Here is a 25,852-nt window from a genome sequence, read left to right as displayed (position 1 = left end):
TTCTGCCGTCATTCCGGGCCGTGCCAATTCGATCAGCGAGCAACAGCTGCGAATCCGAACCCCTTTGGCCCCGGAGCTCAGTTGCCGTCGCCGGTCGGCAGCGAGAAGATATAACCTTCTCCGCGCACCGTGCGCAGGAATTTCGGGTTGGCCGGATCGGTCTCGATCTTCTTGCGCAGCCGCATGATGCGAATGTCGACCGCGCGCGATGAATCCGGATCTTCGGTGAAGCCGATCGCCTCGGAGATCGCGGCGCGAGTCAGCAGCCGGTTGGCGCGAGTCAGGAAAACCTCCAGCACGTCGAATTCGCTTTTGGCCATGTCGACCACCGTGCCGTTGGCGCCGGTGACCAGCCTGCCGTCGAGATCGGCCTGGAAAGGGCCGAATGCAACGGAACGACGATCCGTCCTGGCCTTCTTGTCCTGAAGTTCCTGAGGCTGGGGAACCCGGCGCAACACGCTGCGGACCCTCGCCAGCACTTCGCGCAATTCGTAGGGTTTGACGATGTAGTCGTCGGCGCCGAGTTCCAGCCCGACGATGCGGTCGAGCGCGGTGCCGGCGGCGGTCGCGTAGATGATGCCGATCGGCAGTTTCGAGCGCAGCCAGCGGCCGAGCGAGAGGCCGTCCTCGCCGGGCATGGCGATGTCGAGGATGGCGAGATGGAACGACTGCGTTTCAACGAGGCTGCGTGCGGCGGCAGCGCTTTCGGCGGTGACCACGTCATAGCCCGCGGCGCCAAGATATTCGGCGACCGCATCCCTCAAGTCGGGCTCATCCTCGACGATGACAATTCTTGCCCGCACGATGTTTTCGCTCCCACTTTCAGTGGAAAGTAGATTGGGTATAAACATGATGTCCAGCACTCATATCCGGTTGCCAGGGAACGGTTTGAAAACATGGCCGCACGATCGAACATCGCGCTTGTCTCCGTTGCCGAAGTGATCGCGACCGAGCTCGCCGACCATCTCGAGCGGCGCGGACATGATGTGCATCAGGCGCGCCAGCCCTGGGAGGCCGAATCGCTGCTGTCGGGAAAGGGCATCGACGTCGTCGTCGTCGGCGACAGCCTCAGCCAGGCCGAGGGGCGGGACCTGCTTCGGCGTTATGGCGGCCAAGGCGGGGGCGGCGAGGGCGGACCGGATTTCATCCTGATCTGCCGGCCGGCCGATCTCGTCGACAAGGTACTGGCGCTGGAGCTTGGGGCGGCCGACGTCGTCGAGAGCCCGCTCAATGTCAGGGAGCTCGCCGCCCGTGTTGGCGGCCTGCTTTCGCGACGCGGCAGGGGCGCCCCGGAACTGATCGTGCTGGAGAACGCGACCGTCGATCTGAGGTCGGCCATGGTCATGCATCGCTCCGGCACGGAAGAACAGCTCTCGCCGGGTCAGGTGGCGCTGCTCCGGCTGTTCCTGGCCAGTCCGCGCAAGGTGCTGACGCGCGACGATATCATCGCCGCAGCACCGGCAGAAAACGCCGACGCGTTCGATCGCTCGATCGATTCGCGCATCGTGCGGCTGCGCCGTAAGCTCGATACCGAAACCATTACCACCATACGCGGCGCCGGTTACCGGTTCGATCCGCCGCGGCAATTCGCCGACTGATTGCCGGGCGCTGACGCTCGCTCTTTTGTCGGGCATCGGATTTTCCATCTCTGGGCCCGATGCTCCCGGCGCTCAGCGTACCAGCAGAAGTGATGGGCCCACCGGCATGTCACCGCCCATGGTGAGCTCACTGGCATGGGCGCGGTCCCTCAGGAGCACGGTGGCAAGCCCGGCAAAGCCGAGCAGACCCTGTGCGTAGAGCAGTGCGGACAGCACCGAAGCGGCAAATTTCGTGTTCATCGTAGCAGTTCCCTAAAATTGAAATGTGTTGCGGATCGCTTCAGGACACCCCCGAAGTGCCCGCGCCGCCCGGAACCCCCCGTCGCGGCGCGGGCCTTCGGTCCTCTCGGCAGCAAGTTGCCGGAGGGGCCGCGCAAACCCGTCAGCCTAAGACCGACCCGCCAGAGGGCCTTGAGCCGAACAATGCGCAGGCTGGAAACAATCCAGACCGAGGCGAAAAACAGTGCGGCATGCAGTGTCGAAATCTCGCCTGAATTCATCGCACCGAGTCTAGCCAGCGGGGTGCCGGCACCCGTGCCGATGCCGTCGATGACCATTGCCGCGATGCCTATCCTGAGAAGCCAGGGCAGAGCGTTCGATTTCGTTCCCATGTTTCGTTACCGGCTGCTTTCGTTGCGTCAACTTTGCTTGCGGCGCGTATCCGGATCATGCCGCTCGAAGCCGCGCTTTGTTGCAATCTGGTTTCGAAATCGACGGCTATTCTTTCGTATGCAGCCAATCCGCACTTTCGTTTAGAGACAGATACCCATGCTCGTGACCTTGGCCCCACTAGCGCCTGGCCGATCTGGCTCTTTTTCGGCTGTACGAAGCGCGGCATTTGCTAACCAGTGGAAACAGATTCGAAACACAAACGAGGATTTTGCGAAATCTGCTGGAAACATGACGTCGGGATAAGCAGCCATCGAATTGGAGCCGGCCGGACCGGCATAGAGAGGGGAACTCATCATGCATACCGCCATTGCCGCCAAGCTCATCAACATCACCGCTGCCGTGCTGACCGGTGCCGCACTTCTGTTCGGCGCCGGGCCTGGCGTGGCGCACGCCGCCAACAAGATAGTGGCGCGCGTTTCGCTTTCGCAGCAGATCATGGAGGTCTCGGTCGATGGCCGGCCGACCTTCGCATGGAAGGTTTCCACCGGCGACCGCGCCCATGTGACGCCGACCGGCTCGTTCAAGCCGACGCGCTTGCATGAGATGTGGTACTCGAAGAAATACGACAACGCACCGATGCCGCACTCGGTCTTCTTCAGCGGCGGCTACGCGGTGCATGCGACCTATGCGATCAAGCGTCTCGGCCAACCGGCCTCGCATGGTTGCGTGCGACTGCATCCAGACAACGCCGCCGATTTCTACCAACTCGTCGAAACCTTCGGGGCGACCAACACCAGCATCGTCATCGTCAAGTAGCCTGATGGTCGTTGCCTTCGGCTCTATTGTGCCGAAGCCGCGGAGCGATCATCAGAAAAGGAGGCCGGGGACAATCCCGGCCTCCTTTTTGTTTCCAGCTACTTCTTGTGCAATTGGAGCAGTTCTCCGTTCACGGAACGGCGAACGGCTCTAATTCGCTTTTTGACGCATTTCCGGACGGAAAACCGTCTCACACTTTCCTGGAATTGCTCTTAGCTCGGCAGTGCCGGCATCAGCTTGGGATCCGGTTTCTCAGCCAGGTGAGGCAGGTCCTTGCTGGCGATGAAGGTGTAGAACATGGGTACGACGAACAGCGTGAACATGGTTCCGACCAGGATACCGGTGAAGATCACCAGGCCCATCGAGTAGCGGGCCGCGGCACCGGCGCCGCTGGACGTGATCAGCGGCACAACGCCAAGCGCCATCGCCGCTGTCGTCATCAGGATCGGCCGCAGGCGCACCTTGGCCGAGGCGATGATGGCGTCGTGGCGCCGCATGCCATGGATTTCGCGCTGCTGGTTGGCGAACTCGACAAGCAGGATGCCGTGCTTTGTGATCAGGCCGATCAGCGTGATCAGGCCGACCTGCGTATAGATGTTGAGCGTGCCGAGACCCAGATTGAGCGGCACGATCGCGCCGAAGATCGACAACGGCACCGCCATCATGATGATCAGCGGGTCGCGGAAGCTTTCAAACTGCGCCGCCAGAACCAAATAGATGACGACAACTGCTGCCGCGAAAGCGATCAGGATGGTATTGCCCTGTTCCTTTTCCTGCCGGGACTGGCCGGAATAATCGAGGAAGAAGGCATCGGGCAGGCTCTCCCTGGCGATGTCCTCCAGCGCCTTCAGCCCGTCGCCAGTGGTGACGCCGGGCAGTGGAAGCGCTGAAATCGTCGACGAATTCAGCTGGTTGAACTGCTCGACGGCCGCCGGCGCCGCATTGGTCGAAATCTTGACCACAGCCGACAGCGGGACCATCTCGCCCGTTACGCTGCGCACGAAGTATTCGCCGAGCTTGTCGGGGTTGTCGCGAAATTCCTGCGGCACCTGCGGGATGATGTCGTAGCTGTTGGAGTCGCGGTCGAACTGCGCCACTTCGGCGCCGCCGACCAGCAGTGTCAGCGTGCGACCGATATCGGCGATCGGCAGGTTCAGCGCCGCGGCGCGGTCACGGTCGATGGTCACCGTCACCTCCGGTGCGTCATAGGCCATGGAATTCTGCACGACGATGAAGCGGCCGGAGGCTTGCGCCTTTTTCTTGATCTGCTCGGCCACCTCGTACACTTCCGGGGAACCGCCGGTCGATCGTACCACCATGGAAATCGGCAGGCCGCCGCCGGAGCCCGGCAGCGTCGGCGGCGCGAAGACGAAGGCCTCGACGCCGGCGACTTTGGCGATACGGGCCGTAATGTCGGCCTGCAGTTCCTTGGAGTTGCGCTTGCGTTCCGCCCAGTCCTTGAAGGCATAGCCGACAAAGGCGCTGTTTGTCGTGCCGCCGAAGGCAACGGCCGAGAACTGCGCCCGTGTCTCGGGAATATCCTTCACCAGACCGAGGATCTGATTGACGTATGTCTCGGTATAATCGGACGTCGCATAACGTGGCCCTGTCACGATCGAGAGCAGAAAGCCCTGATCTTCTTCCGGCGCCAGCTCGGTTGAGGTCTTGGTGAACATGAAACCGGTCACGCCGACAAGCGCAAGCACGATGATCAGCGTCAAGGGGCGATAGTTGAGCGAACCGGTGACGGCTCGTTCATAGACATGCTCGACGCGTGCGAAGGCGCCGTCGACAATGCGCTGGAAACGGCCCGGCGTGCCGGATTTCAGGAGGCGTGCCGACATCATCGGGGTGATGGTTATGGCGATGACGCCCGACAATACCACCGAGCCGGCGAGCGTGACCGCGAATTCACGGAACAGCGCACCGGTCAGGCCGCCGGTGAAGGCCAGCGGCGCGAACACGGCTGCCAGCGTCATGGTCATGGCAACGATGGCTGATGCTATTTCGCGCATACCGCTGAACGCAGCCTGCATCGGTGGCATGTTGTCTTCTTCCATGTGACGATGGATGTTCTCCACCACCACGATGGCGTCGTCGACGACAAGGCCGATCGCCAGCACCATGGCCAGCAGCGACAGAAGATTGATCGAATAGCCGACGGCAAACAGAAGGAAACAGACGCCGATCAACGACAGCGGGATGGTGACGATCGGCATCATCACCGAACGGAAGGAGCCAAGGAACAATAGGATGACGACGACGACGATGGCAACCGCCTCGGCGATGGTCTTGAACACCTCTTCGATCGAGGCGCTGATCTGTTCGGTCGCGTCGTAGACGACCTCGATCGTCATGCCCTTCGGTAGAGTCTCCTGAATCTCCGGCACCAGCTTGGTGAGCGCCGCCGCCGTGGTCAGCGGATTGGCTGCCGGCGTCGGAAAGATGGCGAGGAAGGTGCCGGGCTTGCCGTTAAAGCTGACCCTGGTGTCGGTGTTCTCGGCGCCGAGCTCGACGCGCGCGACGTCGCGCAACCGCACCACATTGCCGTCGGTCGAACGCAGCGGCAGCTCGGCGAACGCCTCCGGCGTCTGCAATGTCGAGCGCACCGTGATCGATGAGACGACGTATTCGTTCTCGGTATTGCCGGGGGCCGACAGGAAGTTGGAATTGTTGATCGCCGTCAGCAGTTCGGAGGCCGTCACGCCGCGCGCGGCGAGCTTGATCGGATCGATCCAGACGCGCATCGAGTATTCCTGGGCGCCGAAGATCTGCACGTCGGCGACGCCTTCGACCGTCGACATGCGTGGCCTGATGACGCGCTCGATGTACTCCGTCAGCTGCTCTTTCGTCATGTTCGGATTCTGCATCGAGATGTACATCATCGCGAACTGCTGGCCGGTGCCCTTGACGATGACAGGGTCCTTGGAGGCGTCCGGCAAGGTACCGCGCACGCCCTGGACCTTGGACAGCACCTCGGTCAGTGCAACGTCAGGGTTGGAGCCGAGCTTCATCTGCACCGTCACGGTGCTGGAGGACGGGCGGCTGGACGAGGTGACGTAGTCGATGTTCTCGGTCGAGGCGACGGCGCGGGCGATCGGGGCGGAAATGAAGCCCTGGATCAGATCGGCGCTGGCGCCTGGATAGGCGGTGGTAATGGTGATCGCGGTCTCGTCGACCTTCGGATACTGCCGGATCGACAGGTTGAAGATGCCCTGGAAACCCAAGAGCAGGATCATGCAGGCAAGGACCGTCGAAAGGACAGGACGGCGAATGAAGAGATCGGAAACGCTCATTGCTGGTCGGCCTGCTTGTTCGCCGATTTGGTCGGGTCGACAGTGTTGTCCACAACGACGGACATACCGTTGAAGAGGCGGTTCTGACCGGCGGTGACGACCTCGTCGCCAGCCTTCAGCCCCTGGACGATCTCGACCATGCCGGCATTGTTGCGACCCGGCTTGACGAACACCTGCGACAATACCAGCGCAGGCTTTTCGCCTTCTGTAGCTGGCTTGGCCGAATCGGCCGCCTTGTCCGCCGGCTTCATGGCGTCGGCTGGCTTGGTGTCTGCAGGTTTGGCCTCCGTCGATTTATCCGCTGCAGGCGCTGCGGGCTTTTCCTCCGGCTTGGCTGCCGCTGCCGGGGCCGCCTCGGCTGGTTTCGCCGGCTGCACCACGAAGATGTAGTCGCCATAGAGGCTTGTGGTCAGCGCGGTCTGCGGCAGCGTCAGCACGTTCTGCTCTTCGGGCAGCTCGACACGCACCTGCACAAACTGGCCAGGTGTCAGCTTGCCGTCGGGATTGGCGACTTCCGCCCTGATATTCACCAGCCGGCTGGACGAGTCGATCTTCGGGTCGATGCCGCGAATGGCACCGGCAAACGGCCTGTCCTCACCGCCGAAACCCAACCGAACCGTCTGGCCGATCTTGAGCAACGGGAGTTGCTGTTCGGGAACCGAGAAATCGACCCGCATCGTGTCGAGATCCTGCAGCGTCACCACGGCGGTGCCGGGCGCCAGATACTGGCCAATATCGATCTTGGGAATACCCACCGTGCCGCCGAAAGGCGCCGTCAGCTGCTTCTGATCGAGCACGGCCTGCAGCTTTGTAACCTGGGACGCAGAGGCCGAGGCCGCCGCACGCGCCGTGTCCAGCGTCGAATCGGAGCCGACGCCACGCTTGGTCAGTTCGATGGCGCGGGCCAGCGATGTCTGATCGAGCGCGGCCTGTGCCTTCTGTGCGTCGAGATCGGCGCGCTCGACGGCGTCGTCGAGCTGCAGCAGAACGGCATTGTCGGCCACTTTCTGGTTGGCGTGGAAAAGGATGCTTTTGACGATGCCGGTGGTCTCAACCGTCAGGTCGACGCCGCGCACCGCCTTGACCGTACCGATCGCCTCGATGCCCGGCGTCCAGGTCGACGGTTTGGCGATGGTCGTCGAAACGGTTGCGGCAGGCGGCTTCATCGAAGCGAAATACTGCTTGATGCCGTTGTCGCGCAGGAAGTTGAAGCCGACGATGCCGCCGACCACGACGAAAAGCACGACCAGGACCAGGATGATGATAAAGATACGGAGTATGCGCATGCGCATGAGCAAGGAGGTCCCCTTAGTCGAAATCCGGCGCGAAGCGCGGACATCGGGACACATATCGACTGCGGGTCCCGATTTCAAATAACGGCGGTCTTACTGTACCGTCTGGACGGTCTTGTCAATTGGGCCTAAGCTTGCGATGGGAGGCGCCATGAGAGCCCGAAGAAAGAACTCGCGCGAGAAAATTCTCGCTGCGGCGGCCGATGTCGCACGGGAGTCCGGGCCAGGCAGTCTGTCGCTGGAAGCGGTCGCCAGTCGCGCCGGCGTATCGAAGGGCGGGCTGCTCTACAATTTTCCGACCAAGGCCAAATTGATGCAGGGGCTGGTCGAAGGTTATCTGCGCGAGTTTGAGCAGGCGCTGGAAACCGCCCGCACGAATGACAAGGACGAAAATCCGCTGGCCGTCTACATCAGGCTGTCGGCCAATGATTGCGAGCAAAAACGGCCGTCCGCGTCCTGGATCTTCTCGGCTATCGCCGAGGATCCCGATTTCATGACGCCGATAAAGACATTCAAGCGGCAGCTTTTCGAACGGCTGAAGGGCGAAACGCCCGACCTCAAATCGCTGCTGGTCTGCTATCTCGCCATCGAGGGATTGCGCAGCATGAACCTCTTCGATTCGGATGTCCTGTCGAAAGGCGAGCGAGACTTGCTGGTATCGTCCTTGCTGGAGATTGCTGGATAGGCGCGCCGAGCGCGCTCACTTCGCGGCGCGCTCGATGTCTCGGCGCAGGACGATCGCGGTGTCAGGTGCTCGACACCGCCATCACCGGCGATCAGATTGCGCATCGTGTCCAGCTTGTCGTCGACGCACCTCGCCTGCGGTGGCCGCTGAACCGCCCATTCCCTGCCTCTTTTTCGGTCCCGCGGGGATTGCGGGGAAGTGACCTAAAAGCCGGCAATTTTGGACATTAGTCTTGACACAAATACATATGTTCAATACCCGTCAGGCAATTGAACGAGCCTGCATTATGGGAGGAAAGCGGTATGGCTTCCAATGTTTCGCTGACGGGCCTTGCCCGCGATCTCGAGGAACGCGCCAAGACCGGCAAGCCTATCCGGATCGGCTTGATCGGCTCCGGCGAGATGGGAACCGACATCGTCACCCGCGTCGCCCATATGTCGGGCATCGAGATCGGCGCCATTTCCGAACTGAACCTGCCCGCCGCCACCAAGGCGGTGGATATCGCCTTCCAGGAAACCGGGCATTCGCGCGAAGTGTCGAACGCTTCGGCGATGACGGCGGCAATGGAGGCCGGCAAGGTGGCGGTCACCAGCGATGCCAGCCTTGTCATCAACAATGATCTCATCGACGTCGTCATAGACGCTACCGGGGTTCCCGCCGTCGGCGCCGAGATCGGACTGCGCGCCATGGAGCATGGCAAGCATCTGGTGATGATGAATGTCGAGGCCGACGTCACCATCGGCGCCTATCTGAAGAGCGAGGCCGACCGGCTTGGCGTCACCTATTCTCTGGGTGCCGGCGACGAGCCGTCCTCCTGTATGGAACTGATCGAGTTCGTCTCGGCCATGGGGCACCCGATTGTTGCCGCCGGCAAGGGCAAGAACAATCCGCTTAACATCGATGCGATCCCCCCCGACTATGAGGAGGAGGCCAGGCGCCGGCACATGAATGTGCGCATGCTGGTCGAATTCGTCGACGGCTCGAAGACCATGGTCGAGATGGCGGCGATCGCCAATGCCACGGGGCTGGTGCCCGACAAGCCAGGCATGCATGGCCCGACCGCCACGCTTGGCGAATTGTCCAAGGTCCTGGTGCCCCAGAAGGATGGCGGCGTGCTGTCGAAAGTCGGCGTCGTCGACTACTCGATCGGCAAGGGTGTCGCGCCCGGCGTCTTCGTCGTCGCCGACATGTCGCATCCGCGAATCTCCGAGCGCATGGAAGATCTGAAGATGGGCAAAGGCCCTTACTTCACGTTCCATCGTCCCTATCATCTGACCTCACTCGAGGTGCCGCTGACCTGCGCCCGCGTCGTGCTCTACGGCAAGGCCGACATGGTGCCGCTGGCGAAGCCCGTGGCCGAGGTCTGCGCGGTGGCCAAGAAAGATATGAAGCCCGGGGAGAAACTCGACGCGATTGGCGAATATTGCTACCGCGCCTGGATCATGGCAACGCCGGATGCGCGCGCTGCCAAAGCCATTCCCTGCGGCCTGCTGCAGGGCGGCTCGGTCACCGCGTCGATCAGGAAGGGCGAGCTCATCACCTATGCCAACGCCGCTCCCGCAGCGGGCTCCAAGATCGCCGAACTGCGCGCCCGCCAGGACAAGCTCGTCTACGGGTCCGTGGAGGCGTGGTGATGGCCGGAGCCAGCAAAGCCGTCGCCGACAGTCGTGCCAACCTGCCTTTCGTCTATCGCCAGTACAGCGCCGAGCAGCTCAGGGAGGTTCTCTACAAGATGTACCTCATCCGCCGCTTCGAAGAGGGGGCGGAGGAGTGCTACACGCGCGGCCTCATCCACGGCACCATGCATCTGTCGATCGGCCAGGAAGCCAGCGCCATGGGCGTCTGCATGCCCCTGTCCGATGATGACCAGATCACCTCGACGCATCGTGGCCACGGCCACTGCATCGCCAAGGGCGCCGAGGTCAAGCGCATGTTCGCCGAGTTCTTCGGCAAGACATCAGGCTACTGCAAGGGACGCGGCGGCTCGATGCACATTGCCGACGTCGCCAAGGGCAATCTCGGCGCCAACGGCATCGTCGGCGGCGGCATTCCGATCGCCGTCGGCGCCGGGCTTTCCTCCAAGATGATGAAGACGGGTAAGGTCGTGGTCTCGTTCTTCGGCGACGGCGCCAACAATGAAGGCGCCTTCCACGAGGCACTCAACATGGCGGCGATCTGGAAGCTGCCGGTGATCTTCGTCTGCGAGAACAATGGCTACGGCATGTCGACATCGACGGCCCGCTCGACCGCCGTCAAGAACATCGCCGAGCGCGCCGCCGCCTATTCGATGCCGGGCGTCATCGTCGATGGCAACATTTTCTCCGAGGTCGCCGAGGCATCTCATCAGGCCGTCGCCCGAGCCCGCGCGGGCGAGGGGCCGACGCTGATCGAATCCAAGACCTATCGCCATCGCGGCCATTCCAAGAGCGACCGCAACCGCTATCGCACCAAGGAGGAGATCGAGGACTGGATGTCGAACCGCGATCCGATCACGCTGTTCGAGAGCGAGCTCAGGGAATTCGGCTTCATCGACGACAAGAGTATCGAGGCCATCCGTGGAGCGGTGGCGCAGGAGATCGCCGACGGCATCGAGTTCGCCAAGGCCAGCCCGTCGCCTGATGTTCGCGATACCGGGAATTATGTCTACACGGAGCAGGCGTGATGGACGCGATGGTGCGTGAACTGAGCTACGCCCAGGCGATCCAGGAGGCCATGGCGATCGCCATGGACATGGACGAACGCGTCTTCCTGATGGGCGAGGATATTGGCGTCTATGGCGGCGCTTTCCAGGTCACGGGCGATCTGGTCGAGCGTTTCGGCACCGAGAGGGTGATCGACACGCCGATCTCGGAACTGGGAGGTGCGGGCGTTGCCGTCGGTGCCGCCCTCACCGGCATGCGGCCGATCTTCGAATTCCAGTTTTCCGATTTCGCCACGCTGGCTATGGAGCAGATCGTCAACCAGGCCGCCAAGATGCGCTTCATGCTGGGCGGCGAGGTTTCGGTGCCGGTGGTGATGCGCTTTCCCGCTGGCTCCGGCACCGGCGCGGCGGCCCAGCACAGCCAGAGCCTCGAAGCCTGGCTCGGCCATGTGCCGGGTCTGAAAGTCATCCAGCCGGCGACGCCCTACGACGCTAAAGGCATGCTGCTGGCGGCTGTCGCCGATCCCGATCCGGTGATGATCTTCGAGCACAAGCTGCTCTATAAGGTGAAGGGGCCGGTGCCTGAAGGATATTACACCGTACCGATCGGCAAGGCCGATATCCGCCGCGAGGGCCGGGATCTCACCATCGTCGCCACCTCCGTCATGGTGCAGAAGGCGCTCGACGCAGCGGCAGCGCTGGAGAGCGAAGGCATCGACGTCGAGGTTGTCGATCTGCGAACCATCCGGCCGATGGACAAGCAGACCGTCGTCGACAGCGTCAAAAAGACGTCGCGGCTGATGTGCGTCTACGAAGCGGTCAAGACGCTGGGCATAGGCGCCGAGGTCAGCGCCATGATCGCCGAAAGCGAGGCGTTCGACTACCTCGATGCGCCGATCGTGCGGCTGGGCGGCGCTGAGACGCCGATCCCCTACAATCCGGAGTTGGAAAAGGCCACAGTGCCGCAGGTTCCGGACATCATCACCGCCGCGCGCGACCTCGTGAAGGGGGTTCGCTAGTCGATGCCGACCGAAGTCATTCTTCCCAAGGTCGACATGGACATGGCGACCGGACAGATCTCGCGCTGGTTCGCCGAGGAGGGCGCGCGCGTCAAGAAGGGTGATGTGCTGTTCGAGATCGAAACCGACAAGGCGGCGATGGAGATCGACGCGCCGGCCAGCGGCGTGCTGCGCGATGTCACCGGCAAGGAGGGCGTCGATATTGCGGTCGGCGCGGCTGTTGCCTGGATTTATGCCGAGGATGAAAGCTATGTGCCAATCTCCCCCCTTGAGGGGGAGATGTCGACGAAGTCGACAGAGGGGGTTGCCCCAGGAGGCACCGTCTCGGCGCCGAGCACTGCCGAGATGACCCCACCCGACCGGCCTTTGGCCGGCCACCCTCCCCTCAAGGGGGAGGGGGGAACCCGCGCGACACCTTTGGCACGGCGCTTGGCTCGCGAGGCAGGCCTGAACCTCTCCGGCATATCCGGCACAGGCCCATACGGTCGCGTCGTCAAGGCAGATATCGACGCAGCACTTTCCTCCCCCCTCGAGGGGGAGGTGTCCGCGAAGCGGACGGAGGGGGTCGCCTCAGAAGGCACCTCCTTTGCGCCGAGCCCAGTCGAGCCGACCCCACCCGACCGGCCTGCGGCCGGCCACCCTCCCCTCAAGGGGGACGTTCTGCGCCTGTTCGAGCAGGGCTCCTACGAACTCGTCCCGCATGACAACATGCGCAAGACCATCGCCCGCCGCTTGGTCGAGGCCAAGACCACCATCCCGCATTTCTACCTGACGCTCGACTGCGAACTCGATGCGCTGCTGGCGCTGCGTACGCAGATCAATGCGGCAGCCCCGGTGAAGAAAACCGACAAGGGCGACGCTCCCGCCTACAAGCTGTCGGTCAACGACATGGTCATCAAGGCGATGGCGATGGCGCTGAAGGCGGTGCCGGATGCCAATGCCTCGTGGACGGAAAGCGCCATGGTCAAGCACAAGCATGCCGATGTCGGTGTTGCCGTGTCGATCCCTGGTGGGCTGATCACGCCGATCATCCGCAAGGCGGACGAAAAGACCCTGTCCACCATTTCCAACGAGATGAAGGATCTGGCCAGCCGCGCCCGCAGCCGCAAGCTGAAGCCGGAAGAGTACCAGGGCGGCACCACGGCGGTGTCCAATCTCGGCATGTTCGGCATCAAGGACTTTGCCGCCGTCATCAACCCGCCGCACGCAACCATCCTGGCGGTCGGCGCCGGCGAGGAGCGGGCAGTGGTCAAGAACGGCGAGATCAAAATCGCCACCGTGATGTCGGTGACGCTATCGACCGACCATCGTGCCGTCGACGGTGCGCTGGGTGCCGAATTGCTGGTCGCGTTCAAGCGATTGATCGAGAACCCGATGGGCATGCTGGTTTAATGCATGGCGGGGTGGTGTCGGCCTGCGAAGCCGGCTCACAAACAGAACGCCTTGTTGTTTCTCGCGTGAAGAACCCTGACTTCACCGATGCCGATGAGCCGTGGCTGGGCACGCTGATCGCCTCACCGCGGCAGTCGCGTGCCGACTGGGCGACGGAGGGCCATCGGTTGAGCATCAACCTGCCGACCGCGCTGCCGGCGGAACAGCCGCGCATCGGCCGCGACAAGATCGCCTGCTAGGCCGAGATTGTGGACAGCGATGGTAATCGCACGGTCATCACCATTCCGCGCGGCCGCGACGATGCCAGCCAGCCTGGCGACGAAAACGCGGCGATCGATGCTGGCTTCGTCAGCATCAATCGGCTGAATTGGTTTGGCGAAACGCGCCTGGACGAACGGCTTCTGGACGGGATACCGAGCCGGCGGAAGAGCCAGCCTAGTCGGAATCGCGCCAACGCCGGGGTGGCTCGACCTCCTGTGCGTTGTCATCCAGATCACCAACCTGTCAGCGGTTAAGTTGCGCCAATCCAGTGCCCATGCTTGAACCCGCCGCGATTTCATTCCACATCGATGAGGATGAAGGGCAAGACAGGAGAACGGCGGCATCTGCTGTGGGGGTTGCCCGCATCGATGATCCTGCATGCACTCATCGCAGCGCTCCTGGTCTACAACGTGCCCAAGGCTCCAAAACAGCCGCAGCAGGAGCAAGCGGTCAATGTCGCGCTCGTGCCCCCTCCTGATCAGCCAAAGCCGAAACCGCAGCCAAAGGAGCCCAAAGCCGAAAAGCTGCCGGAGCCGAAGGCTGAAAAACCACTCGAGCAGAAGATTGAAAAGTCAACTCCGGCGGAAAAACAGCCGCCGAAGCCCTCGCCGATCGAGGTTCTGAAGCCTGTTTTTCAGTTCGGCGACAGGGATAGCGGCCCCAGGAAATCTCTGGATGGGGCCAGCGCTCAAGACAACTCGCCCTCGCCGGCCAAGGATGAACAGCCGAAGCCGGCTGCCGTGCCGAAGCAGACAGACGACAAAGTTACCGCCTCGGCAGACCCAGCGGAGCCAGCAGCGAAAGAGATCGAGCCCACCCAGGAGAAGCAACCAGCTTCGGCCAAAGACGTAGATAAGCAGCAGGCGGACAAACAGGAACCGGAAGCGGACGACAACGGCAAGCAAGCAGCCGCGTCACCGACACCGTTGGCTGCTGCCGCCGATGACGGTGAGATCGAGCTTCCGACATCAGTAGAAGCGCCGAATCCCAGACCCACAAATGCGCCGAAGCCCGAGCTGCCAAAGGTCTCGAAGTCCGCAAGCGAGAGCGCCAGCAGGCCAAGTTCCGCAGACGTCGCCGCTGCATCGCGGCGCTATTCAGGGCTTCCGGGTGTTCGCAAACTCTATTCGCAAGGCGCGACCGGCGATGCGTCGGCCACAAGCTCGATGGCCGGAGTGCCTCGCGGCAAGCGGGCTGCCAAACTTTGCGCCAGTGCGTTGCAGCAGCAATTGCTGGATGCTTCATATTTTCCCGAGTTGATCCCAAGTGTTCCGCTGAAGGCCGGCAATATCCTTGATGCCCCGGATGTCGCCTTCCGCACGACAACCACCTGGTATCATCTTGGCTTCCGATGCGAGGTCGACACCAATGCGACGAGGGTCTTGTCTTTCAATTTCCGCGTCGGGCCGGTGATCCCGGCCGACCAATGGGTCCGCCTTGGACTGCCTGTTCGCTAAGAGCTAGGCCGGCACACCAAACCCAGCCAATTGCCGGCTAACTTCATGCCAATCGGCGCATACGAAATCGGCACCGGCAGCCGTCAGCCGCGCGCTGTGCTCGGTATAAGTGTGGCCGCCGCCGGTATAGCCGATCGCTGTCATGCCGGCGGCGACCGCGCCCTGGATGCCGAAGGGCGAATCCTCGATGACGATGCAGTCGGCGGGATTGGCGCCCATCTTGTTGGCGGCGAACAGGAAAATGTCAGGCGCGGGCTTGCCGTTCCTGACCATGGAAGAGCTGTAGATCGCATCGCCGAAAAACCGCGCCAGTCCGGTCACGGCCAAGCTGTGATTTATGCGCTCGACGGAGGAGGATGAGGCAACGCAGCGATCACCCCCAAGCGACTCCAGAAAGGCGGCTATTCCCGCTGTCGGGTTCAATTCCTCGGAGAACAGGACCTTGGTCTCGGCCCAGATGTCGCCGTCCGCCGCCGCCGGAAACTGGTGGCCGGTCAAATCCCTGATCTTGGCGATGATGTCGGACTGCTTCATGCCGATGCACTGGGCGATGATGCCGGTGTTGACGCCGGGCATGCCGTGCTTTTCATAGACACGCTCATAGGCCCGCGCGGCCAGAGGCTCGCTGTCGACGAGAACGCCGTCGCAATCGAAAATAATAGGCCTTGGTCGCGCCACGCGCTTCTCCATCGAGTCAATTCCGCACATCGCTATCGGTAAAAAATCAAATGTTCAATAGCGCGGGTGTTTTGGGCCACAAGCCGGCAGTTCAAAGCTGGCGCAGCGCATCGCTCGCACGCGAAGTCCCGAGCGCCCGTTGCATGGCTTGCCGGGACTGTGCGCGATCCGGCGTTATCCAGTTCGGCTCGGCACCGAGGAAGCGGTCGAGGAAGGCAACCGCGTAGGCCGGCATCTCGGTCACGTTCTCGCGATAGGACCACCAGGTGCGCAGATCGTCTGCGCATTTATCGATGCTGGGCGCCGTGCCGAATTCTTGCTCGTGGATCGCCGAAATCGCCGAGACGCAGTAATTGGTATAGAGGAATCCTTCCGGCCAGAAGCGGACGATTTCCAGCGTGCCGGCATTCGTTTCCGTCTCGATCAGCTGGGTAAGGCCGGAGATTTCCCTGGCCGGCGCCTGTTTGATCAACTCGCGCAGCACCAGGCCGGCGGCAAAGACGATGAAGTCGGCGCGATCGATCGCGGCGAAGCGCTTCTGCGCCTCCATGATCTCGACCCAGTCGAGAAAAGCCCTGGTGAGCTTGGCCTCATCGATCTCGAAGCGAACGCCGAACGTGTCCGAGACCACCTTGGCGCTGCCGCGGAACGTGGCACGGAACCAGCGCAGCTGCCGCAATCGATGCCGAAGGTCGGGCATCAAGGCCAGTTCGTCCCTGAAGGGCAGATCCATATTCCTCGTATCCTGTTTCCTCGTTAGGGTAGCACAATGGCGCCGTCGCTGAAATCTGTCAGCGTTCCTGTGGATGACCGCAGATATGGTCAATATCATACATATTGACATTCTCGGAAACAAATGTTCTCACTTTGCTGTTGTCACGTGCCGGTCCAATGTGCGGTCAACTGAGGCTTCGGGAGGAGAACCGAATGGCGATTTGGCAGTGGGGACTGCTTCTGCTGGTTATTGTGTGGGCGCAGCAATCGCTCGGCGTCTGGCTGCAGATGCGACACTATTCGGATGTGTTCAGGGGCGTCACCGATCAGTACAAGGATGGCTTCGTCGGAGCCGGCAATTTTCGCGGTCGATTGGCCAAGGGCACCATCGCGCTTGTCGTGGTGACACCCGATCTGGTCGTGCGCCGCCTGATGGTGATGAGCGGCCGTTCCGTGTTCACCAAATTCAAAAGACATGAAGAGTTCGAGGGCGTTCCCCTCGATCGACTCCGGTCCAACCCTGCAATCATGGGGGAGGGGGAATCCGGTGTGGCCGAGGCCGTGAAACGGGCGATCGAACAGATCGACAAAACACGGTCGGAGCCGGGGAAGAAGCCGGGTCTGTCCGGCTTGAACATAGCAAGGGCCTAGAGGACGGATGATTTTCAGGTCGGATCGACCTGAATCTGAATCCACCTCTAAATCAAAGGGACAGAGGACGCCGCGCACCGACTGGAATGAACCGGCGGGTGGCATAAGGAGGAGAAATGTCTGTATTTTCGTTGTTGGCGCAGCATGCCGACATGGCGGTGCACAATCTGCATGTCGCAGGTGCCATGGTCTCGGATGCTGCATTGCATGGCAAGCTCGCCGCCGAGCATGCTTCCGATCACCTCGTTGTCCTTGCGCAAGCGGACAGTGGACCGATCACCGTCGATCAGTTCAAGGAAAAGCTGAAGGACGTCCAGCAGGAAGAGCAACTCGGCTGGCTCACCGCGATCGGCAAGTATTTCATCGGTATCTTCCAGAAGGGCGGCGAGGTGTTCGCCGGCTTCGTCACCGGCATCATTCCGACGCTGGTGGTGCTGATGACGGCCTTCTACGCCGTCACCGAACTGGTCGGCGAAGAGCGCGTGCACGGTCTGGCGCGGGGCGCCGGTCGGGTCGCACTGACGCGCTACACGCTGTTGCCGCTGCTGGCGGTGTTCTTCCTCACCAATCCGATGGCCTACACGTTCGGATCGTTCTTGGAAGAAAAGCACAAGCCGGCCTTCTATGACGCGGCCGTTTCCTATGTTCACCCGCCGCTCGGCCTGTTCCCGCATATCAATCCCGGCGAATATTTCGTCTGGGGCGGCATTCTCGTCGCTCTGCTGGAGCTGGAAAAGAAGGGCGCCGTCGTCGCCGGTTACCACGTCAAGGTGGCGATCTGGTACGCCATCGTCGGTCTCGTCGTCATCCTGCTGAAGGGCATGCTGACCGAACGCATCACTTCCATCATGGCGCGCCGCCAGGGCGTCGAGCTGTAAGGGCGGGGAGGACATCATGGACAAGATATACAAAGCCGTACAGATTTCCCAAGGCAAGACCGGCTGGGGCGGCCCACTGGTCATCGAGCCGACCGCACAACGAAGCAAGGTTGTTTCGGTGACTGGCGGCGGCATTCACCCGGTGGCGCAGCTCATCGCCGACATGACCGGTGCCGAAGCCGTCGACGGCTTCAGGGCGCCGCCGATCGAAAGCGAGATGGCGGTCGTGGTCGTCGACTGCGGCGGCACCGCACGCTGCGGCGTCTATCCGCGCAAGCGCATTCCGACCGTCAACCTGACGCCGGTCGGTCAATCCGGGCCGCTGGCCCAGTTCATCACCGAAGACATCTACGTTTCGGGCGTAAAGCCGGCCAACATCAAAATGGCGGACGGATCCGAAACGGTCACCACTGCAGGGGGAGCAGCAGCGATGGGTTCGAGCAATAGCAATGCCACTGCGGTACCACAGCCGCTGCCAAGCGAGGGTGGGCTGATCGGCCTCATCAGTTCGATAGGCCGCGTCATGGGGCGTATCGTCGGTATCTTCTTCAATGCCGGGCGCCGCACCATCGATCAGGTCATCCGCAACGTGCTGCCGTTCATGGCCTTCGTGACCATGCTCATCGGTCTGATCCTTTACACCGGCATCGGCGATGTGCTGGCACAGCCGATGGGGCCGCTGGCCAACAACATCGTGGGCCTGCTGATCATCTCGGCGATCTGCGGCTTGCCGTTCCTGTCGCCCATCCTCGGGCCAGGCGCTGTCATCGCGCAGGTCATCGGCGTCGCCATCATCGGCCCGCAGATCGCCAACGGCACGATTTCGCCGGCGATGGCGCTGCCGGCGCTGTTTGCCTACAATACCCAGGTCGGCTGCGACTTCGTCCCCGTCGGCCTGGCGCTCGGTGAAGCCAAACCGAAGACGATCGAGATCGGTGTTCCGGCGGTGCTGATCAGCCGCCAGATCATGGGCCCGGTATCGGTGCTGATCGCCTGGGTCGTCAGCCTGATCGTGTTCTAAAGATAGTTGGAAAATGAGGTTCGCCATATGACGGTTCTTCTGAGAACGCGGGTCACTTCCGTCGGCCCCGAAGTGGCGGACCTCGCCGAAGCGGGCGTGGTCATCCTGTTTGCGGATGGCTCGCCGCCAGAGCTTGCCGAGGTTTCGGTGCTCCATCAGACCGAGCAGGGACCGAGTGACGGAGCGCCCGCCAAGGGCGCTTCGATCACCCTCGGGCCGGTTTCAGCTTCCATAACGGCGGTCGGCGCCAGCGCATGGAGCAAGGTGTTGGAAATGGGCCATGTCGTAATCTCGTTCAACGGCGCCGCCGAGGCCGAGAGGCCAGGCGAAATCTGCGCATCGCCGGTCGATCCGGAAGCGCTCGTGGCCGCCCTGAAGTCCGGTACGATCATCACCATCGCCGCCTGACGGCATTCGCGCCGTCATCCGTGTGACGGTGGCGCCAAGAAAAGCAGAGTATTTGCCATGGAACGCTCGACCATCGTCAGAGTGCATGAAGGTTTGCACGCCCGTCCCGCGACGCGGTTCGTCAAGCTCGCCAAGGGTTTCGAATCCGATGTCGAGTTGGTCAAGGACGGCAAGGCGGTGAGCGCCAAGAGCTCGGTCAAGCTGATGCTGCTGGCGGTCAAGGAGAACCAGGAGGTCACCGTTCGGGCCAATGGCGCCGACGCCATCGAGGCCATCGAGGCGTTGATCGGCTATCTGGAAAATCCGAAGGCTGGCCTTGAGGATGAGGATCACCAGCCGACAGGCGATACCGGGCCGAAGCCGGAGGTCAAGCCCGCAACCGAATCCGCACCGGCGTCACCTGGAGCTGCAACCGGCTTGCGTGGGGTAGCCGCGAGCGAAGGCTTCGCCATCGGCCCGGCCTTTGCGCATTTCCCGCCTGATATCGCCGGGCAGGGCCGCGTGTTGCAGGCCGAGGAGATTGCCGGTGAGATCGACAGGTTCCGCACCGCTGTCGCCGCCGTCCAAGTGCGAATGGACCACGCGTTGGCCCAGGACAGCCTGTCGGCTGGAGACCGCGGCATCGTCGCCGCGCTTCGTGATATCGCCGCCGACGACAGCTTGACCGGCGAGGCCGAAAGCCTGATCAGGGGCGGCAACGACGCGATTTCGGCCGTCATCACCGCGGCGTCCACCATCGCCGCCGATTTCAGCGCTGTCGACGATCACTATCTCAACGCGCGGGCGGACGACGTCCACGCGGTCGGCCGGCAGATCTGCCTGGTGCTGCTTGGACAGGACGATGTCAGCCTTGAGAACATCCCTCAGGGAGCTATCCTGATTGCCGATGACATCGGTGCCTGGGATCTGGCGCGCGCGCCGCTGAAGCGCATCGGCGGCGTGATATGCGGCCATGGCGGCGCGACCTCTCACATCGCCATTATCGCCCGCTCGCACGGCATTCCGGCGGTGCTCGGCCTCGGCGACCAGGTCAATGCCTTGCGCACCGCGCGAGAAGTCGCGCTCGACGGCAACAATGGCCATGTGATCATCGATCCCGACGAGGCGACCCGTGCCGATTTCGCCGGCCGCGTCGAAGCGGCGGCAAAAGAGCGCGCCGGATTGACCGTCTTCAAGACGGTGACGCCGAAACTCGCCGACGGCAGGATCATCAAGGTCGCGGCCAATATCGGCTCGCTGGAGGAAATCGAGGCAGCACAGGAGGCTGGCGCGATGGGCATCGGCTTGTTCCGCACCGAGCTTCTGTTCATGCGCCACATGCACCTTCCCTCCGAAGACATGCAGGCGGAGACCTACGCGGCGCTGGCCAAGGCATTCTCGCCATATCCGGTCATCGTGCGGACGCTCGACATTGGCGGCGACAAGCCGATTGTCGGCATCGAATTTCCCGACGAGGAAAACCCCTTCTTGGGCTGGCGAGGCATCCGCATGTGCCTCGACCGGCCCGACATCTTCAAGCGCCAGCTGCGGGCGCTGCTGCGGGCGGCCGTGCACGGCAACATCAAGGTGATGTTGCCGATGGTGTCCGATATCGGCGAGGTCAGGCAGACGCGGGTTCTGGTCGATGAATGCGCCGCCGAATTGAAAGCCGAGGGTGTGCCGCACGCGGCGTTCGATCTCGGCGTGATGATCGAGACTCCGGCCGCCGTGCTGATCGCCCCGGCGCTGGCCAGGGAGGTCGCTTTCTTCTCGATCGGCACCAATGATCTCACTCAGTACATCATGGCCGCCGACCGGCTCAACCCGACCGTGGCCAAGCTCAACGACGTCACCAATCCGGCGGTCATGTCGGCAATCGAAATGACGGCCAAAGCTGGCGTCGCCGCCGGCATCATGGTCGGCATGTGCGGTGAGGCGGCCGGTCGTCCCGACCTTATCGCCACCTTCGTGAGGATGGGTCTGACCGAGCTCTCGATGAGCCCGGCTTCGATCCAGCGCGCCAAGAAGGCGATCATGGCGATGGCGGCGGAAGGCTAGCCGAAGTCGCGACAATTACGGCAAATGGGCAAGCAAGGTGGCGAAAACGGATGTCAGTTCGGTGATCGGGTTCGCCTTGGCGCAGGCCTGAACGATACGGTCGCGGCGGATATCGGCTGCCAGGATCGCGATCTCCAGCATATCAGGTTCCGGCGAATCGTCCCTGCCGGTGGTTGCCAGGCCGCAGGCCAAAGCGAGCGGGGCCAGACAGCTTATGTCGAGCGCTTGGCCGCTCGCCCCCGCCGATATTTCCGGCGCGGCCTCGGCAAAGCGAACGGGACGCTGGTTGAGGCACTCGACCAGCAGCGCCGAACAAATGGCCGCGATCGCCTGCAATCCGGCGCCCGGCGCGGCCAATGCGGCCAAAAGGTCGCCATGCCGCTTGCGCATCGTGGCATGGACGGCCGCAAAATCAGCTTCGTGGATGCGGGCATTGTCGATATTCAGGGCGGCAAGCATCGCCTTGGTCAGATAGTACATATCGCGCCGGAACAGCCGTTCCGCGCTCAGCTGGCGATCCTCGTTGCCGACCGGGAAATAGGTGCCGAGGCCCTTCACGGTTGTGCCGTCCACCTTTATCGGGCGCTCGTGCGGGACGAAGGATTCAGCGATCGACAGCGCTTCGTCGACTGCACTCGCGGCATGGCTGAGCAGGTCTTCGATGCCCTTGCCCGGAAACGACGGCAGATGGCTGGTTGCTTCGCGCAGAATACTGGCGTCGCCGCTGCCGTCATGGCGGCTCTGGCGGATGGCATCGCGGACTTCCCGCAGCCGGTCCTTCAGGTTGACGCGGACATCTTCGGAGATTTGTCGGAGCATGGCGGATCGCCTCGAAATTGCTGCGGATGGCCGCCAACAGGGAGTGGCCACCACCTCTACATTGTTCCTATCGATTGGTAGATCAATAGGCGATACTAGACCAGCATGCAGAATCGGCGACGGCGCGCTCGTCCTTCGCCGCAGGGGGAGAGACACGCGTGGGCAGGCGACGACAGGGTGAAAACGGCGACGGCCGCGGCGAGGCAACCGAGCAGGTCGCCGGCGAAAGCCGGACGGATCGCCTCAGGATCCGCGCCGCCTGGATGTATTTCGTCGAGCAGATGACGCAGAACGAGATCGCCGATGTGCTCGGCGTCGGCCGCGTCACCATCGTGCGCATGCTGGCGGATGCCCGCGCACGCAATGAAGTCAAAATCAGCATTGAGAGCGAATTGTCGGAGATCGTCCGGCTGGAGCGCGCGCTGGAAAAGACGTTCGGCTTGCAACAGGCGCTGGTGGCACCGCTTTCCGCGCCCAATGCCGATCCGGTCCAGGCGATCAGCGCCAAGACCGGCAGCTTTCTCTCCGACACGATGAAGTCCGGCATGCGCGTCGGCGTCGGCTGGGGCCGGACGCTGTTTTCGAGCCTGCCCTTCATCAGTGCCAAGTCGCTCACCGACTTCAAGGTCATTTCGCTGCTTGGCGGTGTCGGCGTCGTGCGGCGCTACAACCCGGCAGAGTTCGCCTGGCGCTTCGCCCAGATCTTCCAGGGCGACGGCTATCTGATCCCGACGCCGGCCGTGGTCGATAGCGTCGAGACGAAGATCGCGCTGGTCGAGCGCTGCGGCCTGCAGGAGGTTTTTGAGATGGCCAACGTGCTCGATGCCGTTCTGCTGAGCGTCGGCGGCATCGCCTCGGCCACAACCTTCTCTCTAGGCGGCTTTCTCAAGGAGGCGGATCGGGAGGCCCTGCTTGCGCGTGGCGCCGTTGGCGACCTGCTGTTCCATTTCTTCGACCGCAATGGCGATCTGGTCGACCATCCCGTCAACAGCCACGTGATGTCGGTGGATGTCGATCGCCTGCGCAAGGCGCCGATCCGCATCCTCACCTCGGGCGGTGCGGAGAAGACCGAGGCGCTGCTCGGCGCCATGACCCTGATCGCGCCAACGATCCTGATCACTGACGAGGAAAGCGCACGGCGCATGCTGGAAGCGGTCAGCGGAAGCTGAAGCTGTCCGTGATGTAGTCCGGCCACGCCTGCTGTTCGTCGAAAACGGCGGCGAGATCCGATATGTCCGCCAGTATTCCACTGAGCACCAGCGCCGTGGCGATGCCGGCGCTGTTTCCCCCTGATATGTCGTGCTCGACGCTGTCACCGATGCAGACCACGGTGCCGCGGTCCGGCTCGCCTGCCAGCGCCAGTGCTGCGTCGAAAATCGCCCTGTAGGGCTTGCCGATGCGGGTGACGTTGCCGCCCAGGCTCTCATAGAGGTCCGCCAACCTGCCGGCGCCGAAGCGTGGGCCGACGGATGTCAGCATGACAATGTCAGGGTTGGTGCAGAAGCATGGCACCCGCCGCGCCGCTGCCGGCGCGAGCAGGTGGCGGTAATGGTCGAGGTCGTAACGGTCGCCCTCGCTGGCCGAGATCAGCACCAGTTCGGCGTCTTCGCCGGCCTCGGTCAGTACAAAAGGCAGGCCCTCGATGGCCGTGCGATCGTTGTCGCGGCTGATCAGCAGGCATTTTGTCCCCGGGCGCAGTTCTCCCGATGCCGCCATGTCATGAAAGGATCGCCACGCGACCTCTCCGGAGGAGACAAAATGGTCCCAGCTTCCCGGTTCGAAGCCGAGTTTTATCAGCCGGCTTTCATTGGGCTGCGCCCGCTTGCCGGAATTGGAAATCAGCACCACGGTCTTGCCGGCGTGCTTCAGCGCCGACAGGGCCGCCACCGCGCCCGGATAGGGCCGTGTGCCGTCATGCAGCACCCCGAACTGGTCGAGCAGGAACACCTCGTAGCGTTCTGCCAGCGGCCCGATGCCGTCCAGACGTTTGGTCATAGAAGCCCCGCTTGGCTTGCGCCCTTCAGTGCCAGCCGCGCTGTGCCGGCGGCGGCCTCGTCGGAAAGCGCGGGCAGGAAATCGACGCCTAACTTGCGCTGCCGGATCGCAGTCCAGGCCGGGTTTGCAGCGCCACCGCCGACGCTCCTGACCGATGTCAGTGCAGGAGCGCCGAGTTCGGCAAGCCTGTCATAGCCGAGTGCTTCGATCGCGGCGATACCCTCGAACATCGCCTGGAGATAGTCGGCGTCGTCCGTTGGACGGGGCACAAGGCGTGGCGGCAGCGCCGGATCGGCGATCGGGAAGCGCTCGCCAACGGTGCTGAGTGGGTAGTAGTCGAGGCCGGTCGTGGTCGTGGGGTCGATCGCCGCGCTGAGTTCGATGATCCGCGCGAGCGGAAAATGCTGGGCCAGCACCTTGCCGCCGGAATTCGACGCGCCGCCGGCCAGCCAGGCATTGCCGAGCCGATGGCTGTAGATGCCGAAGCGCGGCGCCGAGATCGGCCGATCGGACAGGATCTTGATGGTCAGCGAGGACCCCAGCGCGGTGACGCCATCGCCGATGGTCGCTGCGCCGGTTGCCAGGAACGAGGCGCAGCCATCCGTGGTGCCGGCGACAACGGCCACGTCGCGCGGCAAGCCGAACAGGTCCGCGGTGGCAGCGGTGAGGGCGCCGGTGACATCGCCCGGTTCGACGACGCGCGGCAGCAACTCCATGCGCATGCCGGTCGCTGCGATCCAATCCGGCCAACGGCGGACTTCGACATCATAGCCTGTCTTCAGGGCATTGTTCTCATCGCTGACATCGAAGCGGCCGGAGAGGTTTCCGGCGATCCAGTCAGCCTGGTGCAGCATCTTCGCGACGCCGGACAGGCGCTGAAACTGGAGCGCCTTGGCAAGCCCTGATGTTGGGCCATGCGCAGCACTTCCACCCGGCGCCTCGCGGATGATCGCGGCCAGGATGTCGTCATCGGTGACCTTGTCGTTGTACATCAGCGGCTCGGCCAGCGGTCGCCCGGCGCCATCGATCGGCAGCAGCGTGCCCGACGTGCCGTCGACGGCGATGGCGCGGACCGCTGCACGATCGATGCCGGAAAGCAGTTCCGTCAGCGCTGCGCCAGCCGTCGACCACCACACGGCGGGATCGCGGGGGTTTGGGCCGAACCTGTCGAGCGGAACAGCCGAATGCCCGGCAATGGAGAAATCCGGACGCATGGCCACGGCGCGCGCACCTGACGTGCCGATGTCGATGCCGATGGCAAGTGGCATCATGGCATCTGTCCTTTGCTCTATGTTCGTTTGAGCATGATCTTTTCCGAAAACCGGTATCCACTTTTCGGGATCATGCTCTAGCCGCCGGCCGCGTTGAGCTTCTGGCGATACTGCTCGGCGTCCCAGTTGACTAGCTCGTTGTTCTCGGTGGGGGTGAGATAGTTCAGACGTGCCGCAATGTCGATGCGCGCCGTCACGTCGGCTAGGCAGCGTTGCATGGCATCGGCGCCAGCGCCGGTGCCGCCGCGCATCCGCAAGCCCGCGCCGGGAAAAAGGATCGCCGCCGGCGCCGTGCCCAGCCGCGCGACGAC

General features: G+C 62.9%; 25 protein-coding genes and 1 pseudogene. 15 read left to right on the top strand and 11 right to left on the bottom strand.

The window, feature by feature from the left end:
- Nucleotides 1-77 precede the first annotated feature (77 nt).
- Nucleotides 78-851, bottom strand: coding sequence for a response regulator (locus NKJ89_RS19205; RefSeq protein WP_198032173.1), 774 nt, complete (start codon nucleotides 849-851; stop codon nucleotides 78-80).
- Nucleotides 852-896: 45 nt separating this feature from the next.
- On the opposite strand from NKJ89_RS19205, the gene NKJ89_RS19200 reads away from it, so the two are divergent.
- The gene (locus NKJ89_RS19200; protein WP_352604715.1) at nucleotides 897-1,598 is read left to right on the top strand and encodes a winged helix-turn-helix domain-containing protein; all 702 of its coding nucleotides are present in this window, start codon (nucleotides 897-899) and stop codon (nucleotides 1,596-1,598) included.
- A 72-nt stretch (nucleotides 1,599-1,670) separates the two neighbouring features.
- Here the strand turns inward: NKJ89_RS19200 and NKJ89_RS19195 are convergent, their stop codons facing one another.
- Both NKJ89_RS19195 and NKJ89_RS19190 read right to left on the bottom strand, forming a co-directional pair.
- Nucleotides 1,671-1,838, bottom strand: a complete 168-nt coding sequence (locus NKJ89_RS19195; protein ID WP_023757353.1) for a hypothetical protein — start codon at nucleotides 1,836-1,838, stop codon at nucleotides 1,671-1,673.
- Entirely contained in the window at nucleotides 1,835-2,209 is a 375-nt protein-coding gene (locus NKJ89_RS19190; RefSeq protein WP_352604713.1) for a hypothetical protein, read from the bottom strand. The genes NKJ89_RS19195 and NKJ89_RS19190 overlap by 4 nt, the downstream gene beginning before the upstream one ends.
- Before the next feature lie 355 nt (nucleotides 2,210-2,564).
- Here NKJ89_RS19190 and NKJ89_RS19185 point away from each other — a divergent pair, with 355 nt between their 5' ends.
- Nucleotides 2,565-3,026 (top strand): L,D-transpeptidase, encoded by a 462-nt coding sequence (locus tag NKJ89_RS19185; RefSeq protein WP_352604711.1) that lies wholly within the window; start codon nucleotides 2,565-2,567, stop codon nucleotides 3,024-3,026.
- 212 nt (nucleotides 3,027-3,238) lie between these two features.
- Here NKJ89_RS19185 and NKJ89_RS19180 read toward each other — a convergent pair whose 3' ends face one another.
- Complete coding sequence (locus tag NKJ89_RS19180; RefSeq protein ID WP_352604709.1) at nucleotides 3,239-6,322, bottom strand: efflux RND transporter permease subunit; 3,084 nt, start codon at nucleotides 6,320-6,322, stop codon at nucleotides 3,239-3,241.
- On the bottom strand, nucleotides 6,319-7,614 hold the full coding sequence (locus tag NKJ89_RS19175; RefSeq protein WP_352604707.1) for an efflux RND transporter periplasmic adaptor subunit: 1,296 nt from the start codon (nucleotides 7,612-7,614) through the stop codon (nucleotides 6,319-6,321). The genes NKJ89_RS19180 and NKJ89_RS19175 overlap by 4 nt, the downstream gene beginning before the upstream one ends.
- 151 nt (nucleotides 7,615-7,765) lie before the next feature.
- Here NKJ89_RS19175 and NKJ89_RS19170 point away from each other — a divergent pair, with 151 nt between their 5' ends.
- The 7 genes from NKJ89_RS19170 to NKJ89_RS19140 all read left to right on the top strand — a co-directional run bounded on the left by NKJ89_RS19170 (nucleotide 7,766) and on the right by NKJ89_RS19140 (nucleotide 15,069).
- Entirely contained in the window at nucleotides 7,766-8,299 is a 534-nt protein-coding gene (locus NKJ89_RS19170; RefSeq protein WP_023757349.1) for a TetR/AcrR family transcriptional regulator, read from the top strand.
- A 302-nt stretch (nucleotides 8,300-8,601) separates the two neighbouring features.
- Nucleotides 8,602-9,933, top strand: coding sequence for an NAD(P)H-dependent oxidoreductase (locus tag NKJ89_RS19165; RefSeq protein ID WP_352604705.1), 1,332 nt, complete (start codon nucleotides 8,602-8,604; stop codon nucleotides 9,931-9,933).
- On the top strand, nucleotides 9,933-10,961 hold the full coding sequence (locus NKJ89_RS19160; protein WP_352604703.1) for a thiamine pyrophosphate-dependent dehydrogenase E1 component subunit alpha: 1,029 nt from the start codon (nucleotides 9,933-9,935) through the stop codon (nucleotides 10,959-10,961). Before NKJ89_RS19165 ends, NKJ89_RS19160 begins: the two co-directional genes overlap by 1 nt.
- Entirely contained in the window at nucleotides 10,961-11,959 is a 999-nt protein-coding gene (locus NKJ89_RS19155; protein ID WP_352604701.1) for an alpha-ketoacid dehydrogenase subunit beta, read from the top strand. The genes NKJ89_RS19160 and NKJ89_RS19155 overlap by 1 nt, the downstream gene beginning before the upstream one ends.
- A gap of 3 nt (nucleotides 11,960-11,962) precedes the next feature.
- Nucleotides 11,963-13,351 (top strand): pyruvate dehydrogenase complex dihydrolipoamide acetyltransferase, encoded by a 1,389-nt coding sequence (locus NKJ89_RS19150; RefSeq protein ID WP_352604699.1) that lies wholly within the window; start codon nucleotides 11,963-11,965, stop codon nucleotides 13,349-13,351.
- Nucleotides 13,352-13,416: 65 nt separating this feature from the next.
- Nucleotides 13,417-13,590, top strand: a complete 174-nt coding sequence (locus tag NKJ89_RS19145; RefSeq protein WP_352604697.1) for a hypothetical protein — start codon at nucleotides 13,417-13,419, stop codon at nucleotides 13,588-13,590.
- 336 nt (nucleotides 13,591-13,926) lie between these two features.
- The gene (locus NKJ89_RS19140; protein WP_352604695.1) at nucleotides 13,927-15,069 is read left to right on the top strand and encodes a DUF930 domain-containing protein; all 1,143 of its coding nucleotides are present in this window, start codon (nucleotides 13,927-13,929) and stop codon (nucleotides 15,067-15,069) included.
- Between the two features lie 3 nt (nucleotides 15,070-15,072).
- On the opposite strand, the gene NKJ89_RS19135 is transcribed toward NKJ89_RS19140, so the two are convergent.
- Both NKJ89_RS19135 and NKJ89_RS19130 read right to left on the bottom strand, forming a co-directional pair.
- On the bottom strand, nucleotides 15,073-15,747 hold the full coding sequence (locus tag NKJ89_RS19135) for an HAD family hydrolase (protein WP_352604838.1): 675 nt from the start codon (nucleotides 15,745-15,747) through the stop codon (nucleotides 15,073-15,075).
- 91 nt (nucleotides 15,748-15,838) lie between these two features.
- A complete protein-coding gene (locus NKJ89_RS19130) occupies nucleotides 15,839-16,480 on the bottom strand; it encodes a hypothetical protein (protein WP_023757338.1) in 642 nt (213 codons plus the stop codon).
- 194 nt (nucleotides 16,481-16,674) lie between these two features.
- Here NKJ89_RS19130 and NKJ89_RS19125 point away from each other — a divergent pair, with 194 nt between their 5' ends.
- The 5 genes from NKJ89_RS19125 (at nucleotide 16,675) to ptsP (ending at nucleotide 21,456) form a co-directional block, all read left to right on the top strand.
- Nucleotides 16,675-17,112 (top strand): transcriptional regulator GutM, encoded by a 438-nt coding sequence (locus NKJ89_RS19125; protein WP_352604693.1) that lies wholly within the window; start codon nucleotides 16,675-16,677, stop codon nucleotides 17,110-17,112.
- 116 nt (nucleotides 17,113-17,228) lie between these two features.
- A complete protein-coding gene (gene srlA, locus NKJ89_RS19120) occupies nucleotides 17,229-17,990 on the top strand; it encodes a PTS glucitol/sorbitol transporter subunit IIC (protein WP_023757336.1) in 762 nt (253 codons plus the stop codon).
- 16 nt (nucleotides 17,991-18,006) lie between these two features.
- Nucleotides 18,007-19,011, top strand: a complete 1,005-nt coding sequence (gene srlE / locus NKJ89_RS19115; RefSeq protein ID WP_023757335.1) for a PTS glucitol/sorbitol transporter subunit IIB — start codon at nucleotides 18,007-18,009, stop codon at nucleotides 19,009-19,011.
- A gap of 27 nt (nucleotides 19,012-19,038) precedes the next feature.
- Complete coding sequence (locus tag NKJ89_RS19110) at nucleotides 19,039-19,419, top strand: PTS glucitol/sorbitol transporter subunit IIA (RefSeq protein WP_352604691.1); 381 nt, start codon at nucleotides 19,039-19,041, stop codon at nucleotides 19,417-19,419.
- Nucleotides 19,420-19,476: 57 nt separating this feature from the next.
- Complete coding sequence (gene ptsP, locus NKJ89_RS19105) at nucleotides 19,477-21,456, top strand: phosphoenolpyruvate--protein phosphotransferase (RefSeq protein ID WP_352604689.1); 1,980 nt, start codon at nucleotides 19,477-19,479, stop codon at nucleotides 21,454-21,456.
- 15 nt (nucleotides 21,457-21,471) lie between these two features.
- On the opposite strand, the gene NKJ89_RS19100 is transcribed toward ptsP, so the two are convergent.
- On the bottom strand, nucleotides 21,472-22,275 hold the full coding sequence (locus tag NKJ89_RS19100; protein WP_352604687.1) for a hypothetical protein: 804 nt from the start codon (nucleotides 22,273-22,275) through the stop codon (nucleotides 21,472-21,474).
- A 158-nt stretch (nucleotides 22,276-22,433) separates the two neighbouring features.
- On the opposite strand from NKJ89_RS19100, the gene NKJ89_RS19095 reads away from it, so the two are divergent.
- Complete coding sequence (locus tag NKJ89_RS19095) at nucleotides 22,434-23,444, top strand: sugar-binding transcriptional regulator (protein WP_023757331.1); 1,011 nt, start codon at nucleotides 22,434-22,436, stop codon at nucleotides 23,442-23,444.
- Here NKJ89_RS19095 and NKJ89_RS19090 read toward each other — a convergent pair.
- The 3 genes and pseudogenes from NKJ89_RS19090 to NKJ89_RS19080 all read right to left on the bottom strand — a co-directional run.
- On the bottom strand, nucleotides 23,431-24,270 hold the full coding sequence (locus NKJ89_RS19090; RefSeq protein ID WP_352604685.1) for a TIGR01459 family HAD-type hydrolase: 840 nt from the start codon (nucleotides 24,268-24,270) through the stop codon (nucleotides 23,431-23,433). The genes NKJ89_RS19095 and NKJ89_RS19090 overlap by 14 nt on opposite strands.
- Nucleotides 24,267-25,541, bottom strand: a complete 1,275-nt coding sequence (locus NKJ89_RS19085; RefSeq protein ID WP_352604683.1) for an FGGY-family carbohydrate kinase — start codon at nucleotides 25,539-25,541, stop codon at nucleotides 24,267-24,269. The genes NKJ89_RS19090 and NKJ89_RS19085 overlap by 4 nt, the downstream gene beginning before the upstream one ends.
- Before the next feature lie 77 nt (nucleotides 25,542-25,618).
- Nucleotides 25,619-25,852: pseudogene (locus tag NKJ89_RS19080) on the bottom strand (class II aldolase); the annotation flags it as partial.

The organism is Mesorhizobium sp. M0047, assembly GCF_040323315.1.
Taxonomy (GTDB): Bacteria; Pseudomonadota; Alphaproteobacteria; order Rhizobiales; family Rhizobiaceae; genus Mesorhizobium.
Note: the sequence above shows the minus strand (reverse complement) of the source record. Positions and strands in the feature narration are given on the sequence as shown.

Excerpts from the sequence above, each read along its gene's own strand:
- NKJ89_RS19195 (WP_023757353.1), bottom strand. The coding sequence starts at position 1,838 with ATGAACACGAAATTTGCCGCTTCGGTGCTGTCCGCACTGCTCTACGCA.
- NKJ89_RS19110 (WP_352604691.1), top strand. The coding sequence starts at position 19,039 with ATGACGGTTCTTCTGAGAACGCGGGTCACTTCCGTCGGCCCCGAAGTG.
- NKJ89_RS19165 (WP_352604705.1), top strand. The coding sequence starts at position 8,602 with ATGGCTTCCAATGTTTCGCTGACGGGCCTTGCCCGCGATCTCGAGGAA.
- NKJ89_RS19175 (WP_352604707.1), bottom strand. The coding sequence starts at position 7,614 with ATGCGCATGCGCATACTCCGTATCTTTATCATCATCCTGGTCCTGGTC.
- NKJ89_RS19180 (WP_352604709.1), bottom strand. The coding sequence starts at position 6,322 with ATGAGCGTTTCCGATCTCTTCATTCGCCGTCCTGTCCTTTCGACGGTC.
- NKJ89_RS19090 (WP_352604685.1), bottom strand. The coding sequence starts at position 24,270 with ATGACCAAACGTCTGGACGGCATCGGGCCGCTGGCAGAACGCTACGAG.
- NKJ89_RS19150 (WP_352604699.1), top strand. The coding sequence starts at position 11,963 with ATGCCGACCGAAGTCATTCTTCCCAAGGTCGACATGGACATGGCGACC.
- NKJ89_RS19125 (WP_352604693.1), top strand. The coding sequence starts at position 16,675 with ATGGCGATTTGGCAGTGGGGACTGCTTCTGCTGGTTATTGTGTGGGCG.
- NKJ89_RS19100 (WP_352604687.1), bottom strand. The coding sequence starts at position 22,275 with ATGCTCCGACAAATCTCCGAAGATGTCCGCGTCAACCTGAAGGACCGG.
- NKJ89_RS19130 (WP_023757338.1), bottom strand. The coding sequence starts at position 16,480 with ATGGATCTGCCCTTCAGGGACGAACTGGCCTTGATGCCCGACCTTCGG.
- NKJ89_RS19170 (WP_023757349.1), top strand. The coding sequence starts at position 7,766 with ATGAGAGCCCGAAGAAAGAACTCGCGCGAGAAAATTCTCGCTGCGGCG.
- NKJ89_RS19155 (WP_352604701.1), top strand. The coding sequence starts at position 10,961 with ATGGACGCGATGGTGCGTGAACTGAGCTACGCCCAGGCGATCCAGGAG.
- NKJ89_RS19185 (WP_352604711.1), top strand. The coding sequence starts at position 2,565 with ATGCATACCGCCATTGCCGCCAAGCTCATCAACATCACCGCTGCCGTG.
- NKJ89_RS19200 (WP_352604715.1), top strand. The coding sequence starts at position 897 with ATGGCCGCACGATCGAACATCGCGCTTGTCTCCGTTGCCGAAGTGATC.
- NKJ89_RS19085 (WP_352604683.1), bottom strand. The coding sequence starts at position 25,541 with ATGATGCCACTTGCCATCGGCATCGACATCGGCACGTCAGGTGCGCGC.
- NKJ89_RS19205 (WP_198032173.1), bottom strand. The coding sequence starts at position 851 with ATGTTTATACCCAATCTACTTTCCACTGAAAGTGGGAGCGAAAACATC.
- NKJ89_RS19160 (WP_352604703.1), top strand. The coding sequence starts at position 9,933 with ATGGCCGGAGCCAGCAAAGCCGTCGCCGACAGTCGTGCCAACCTGCCT.
- NKJ89_RS19140 (WP_352604695.1), top strand. The coding sequence starts at position 13,927 with ATGAAGGGCAAGACAGGAGAACGGCGGCATCTGCTGTGGGGGTTGCCC.
- srlA (WP_023757336.1), top strand. The coding sequence starts at position 17,229 with ATGTCTGTATTTTCGTTGTTGGCGCAGCATGCCGACATGGCGGTGCAC.
- srlE (WP_023757335.1), top strand. The coding sequence starts at position 18,007 with ATGGACAAGATATACAAAGCCGTACAGATTTCCCAAGGCAAGACCGGC.
- ptsP (WP_352604689.1), top strand. The coding sequence starts at position 19,477 with ATGGAACGCTCGACCATCGTCAGAGTGCATGAAGGTTTGCACGCCCGT.
- NKJ89_RS19190 (WP_352604713.1), bottom strand. The coding sequence starts at position 2,209 with ATGGGAACGAAATCGAACGCTCTGCCCTGGCTTCTCAGGATAGGCATC.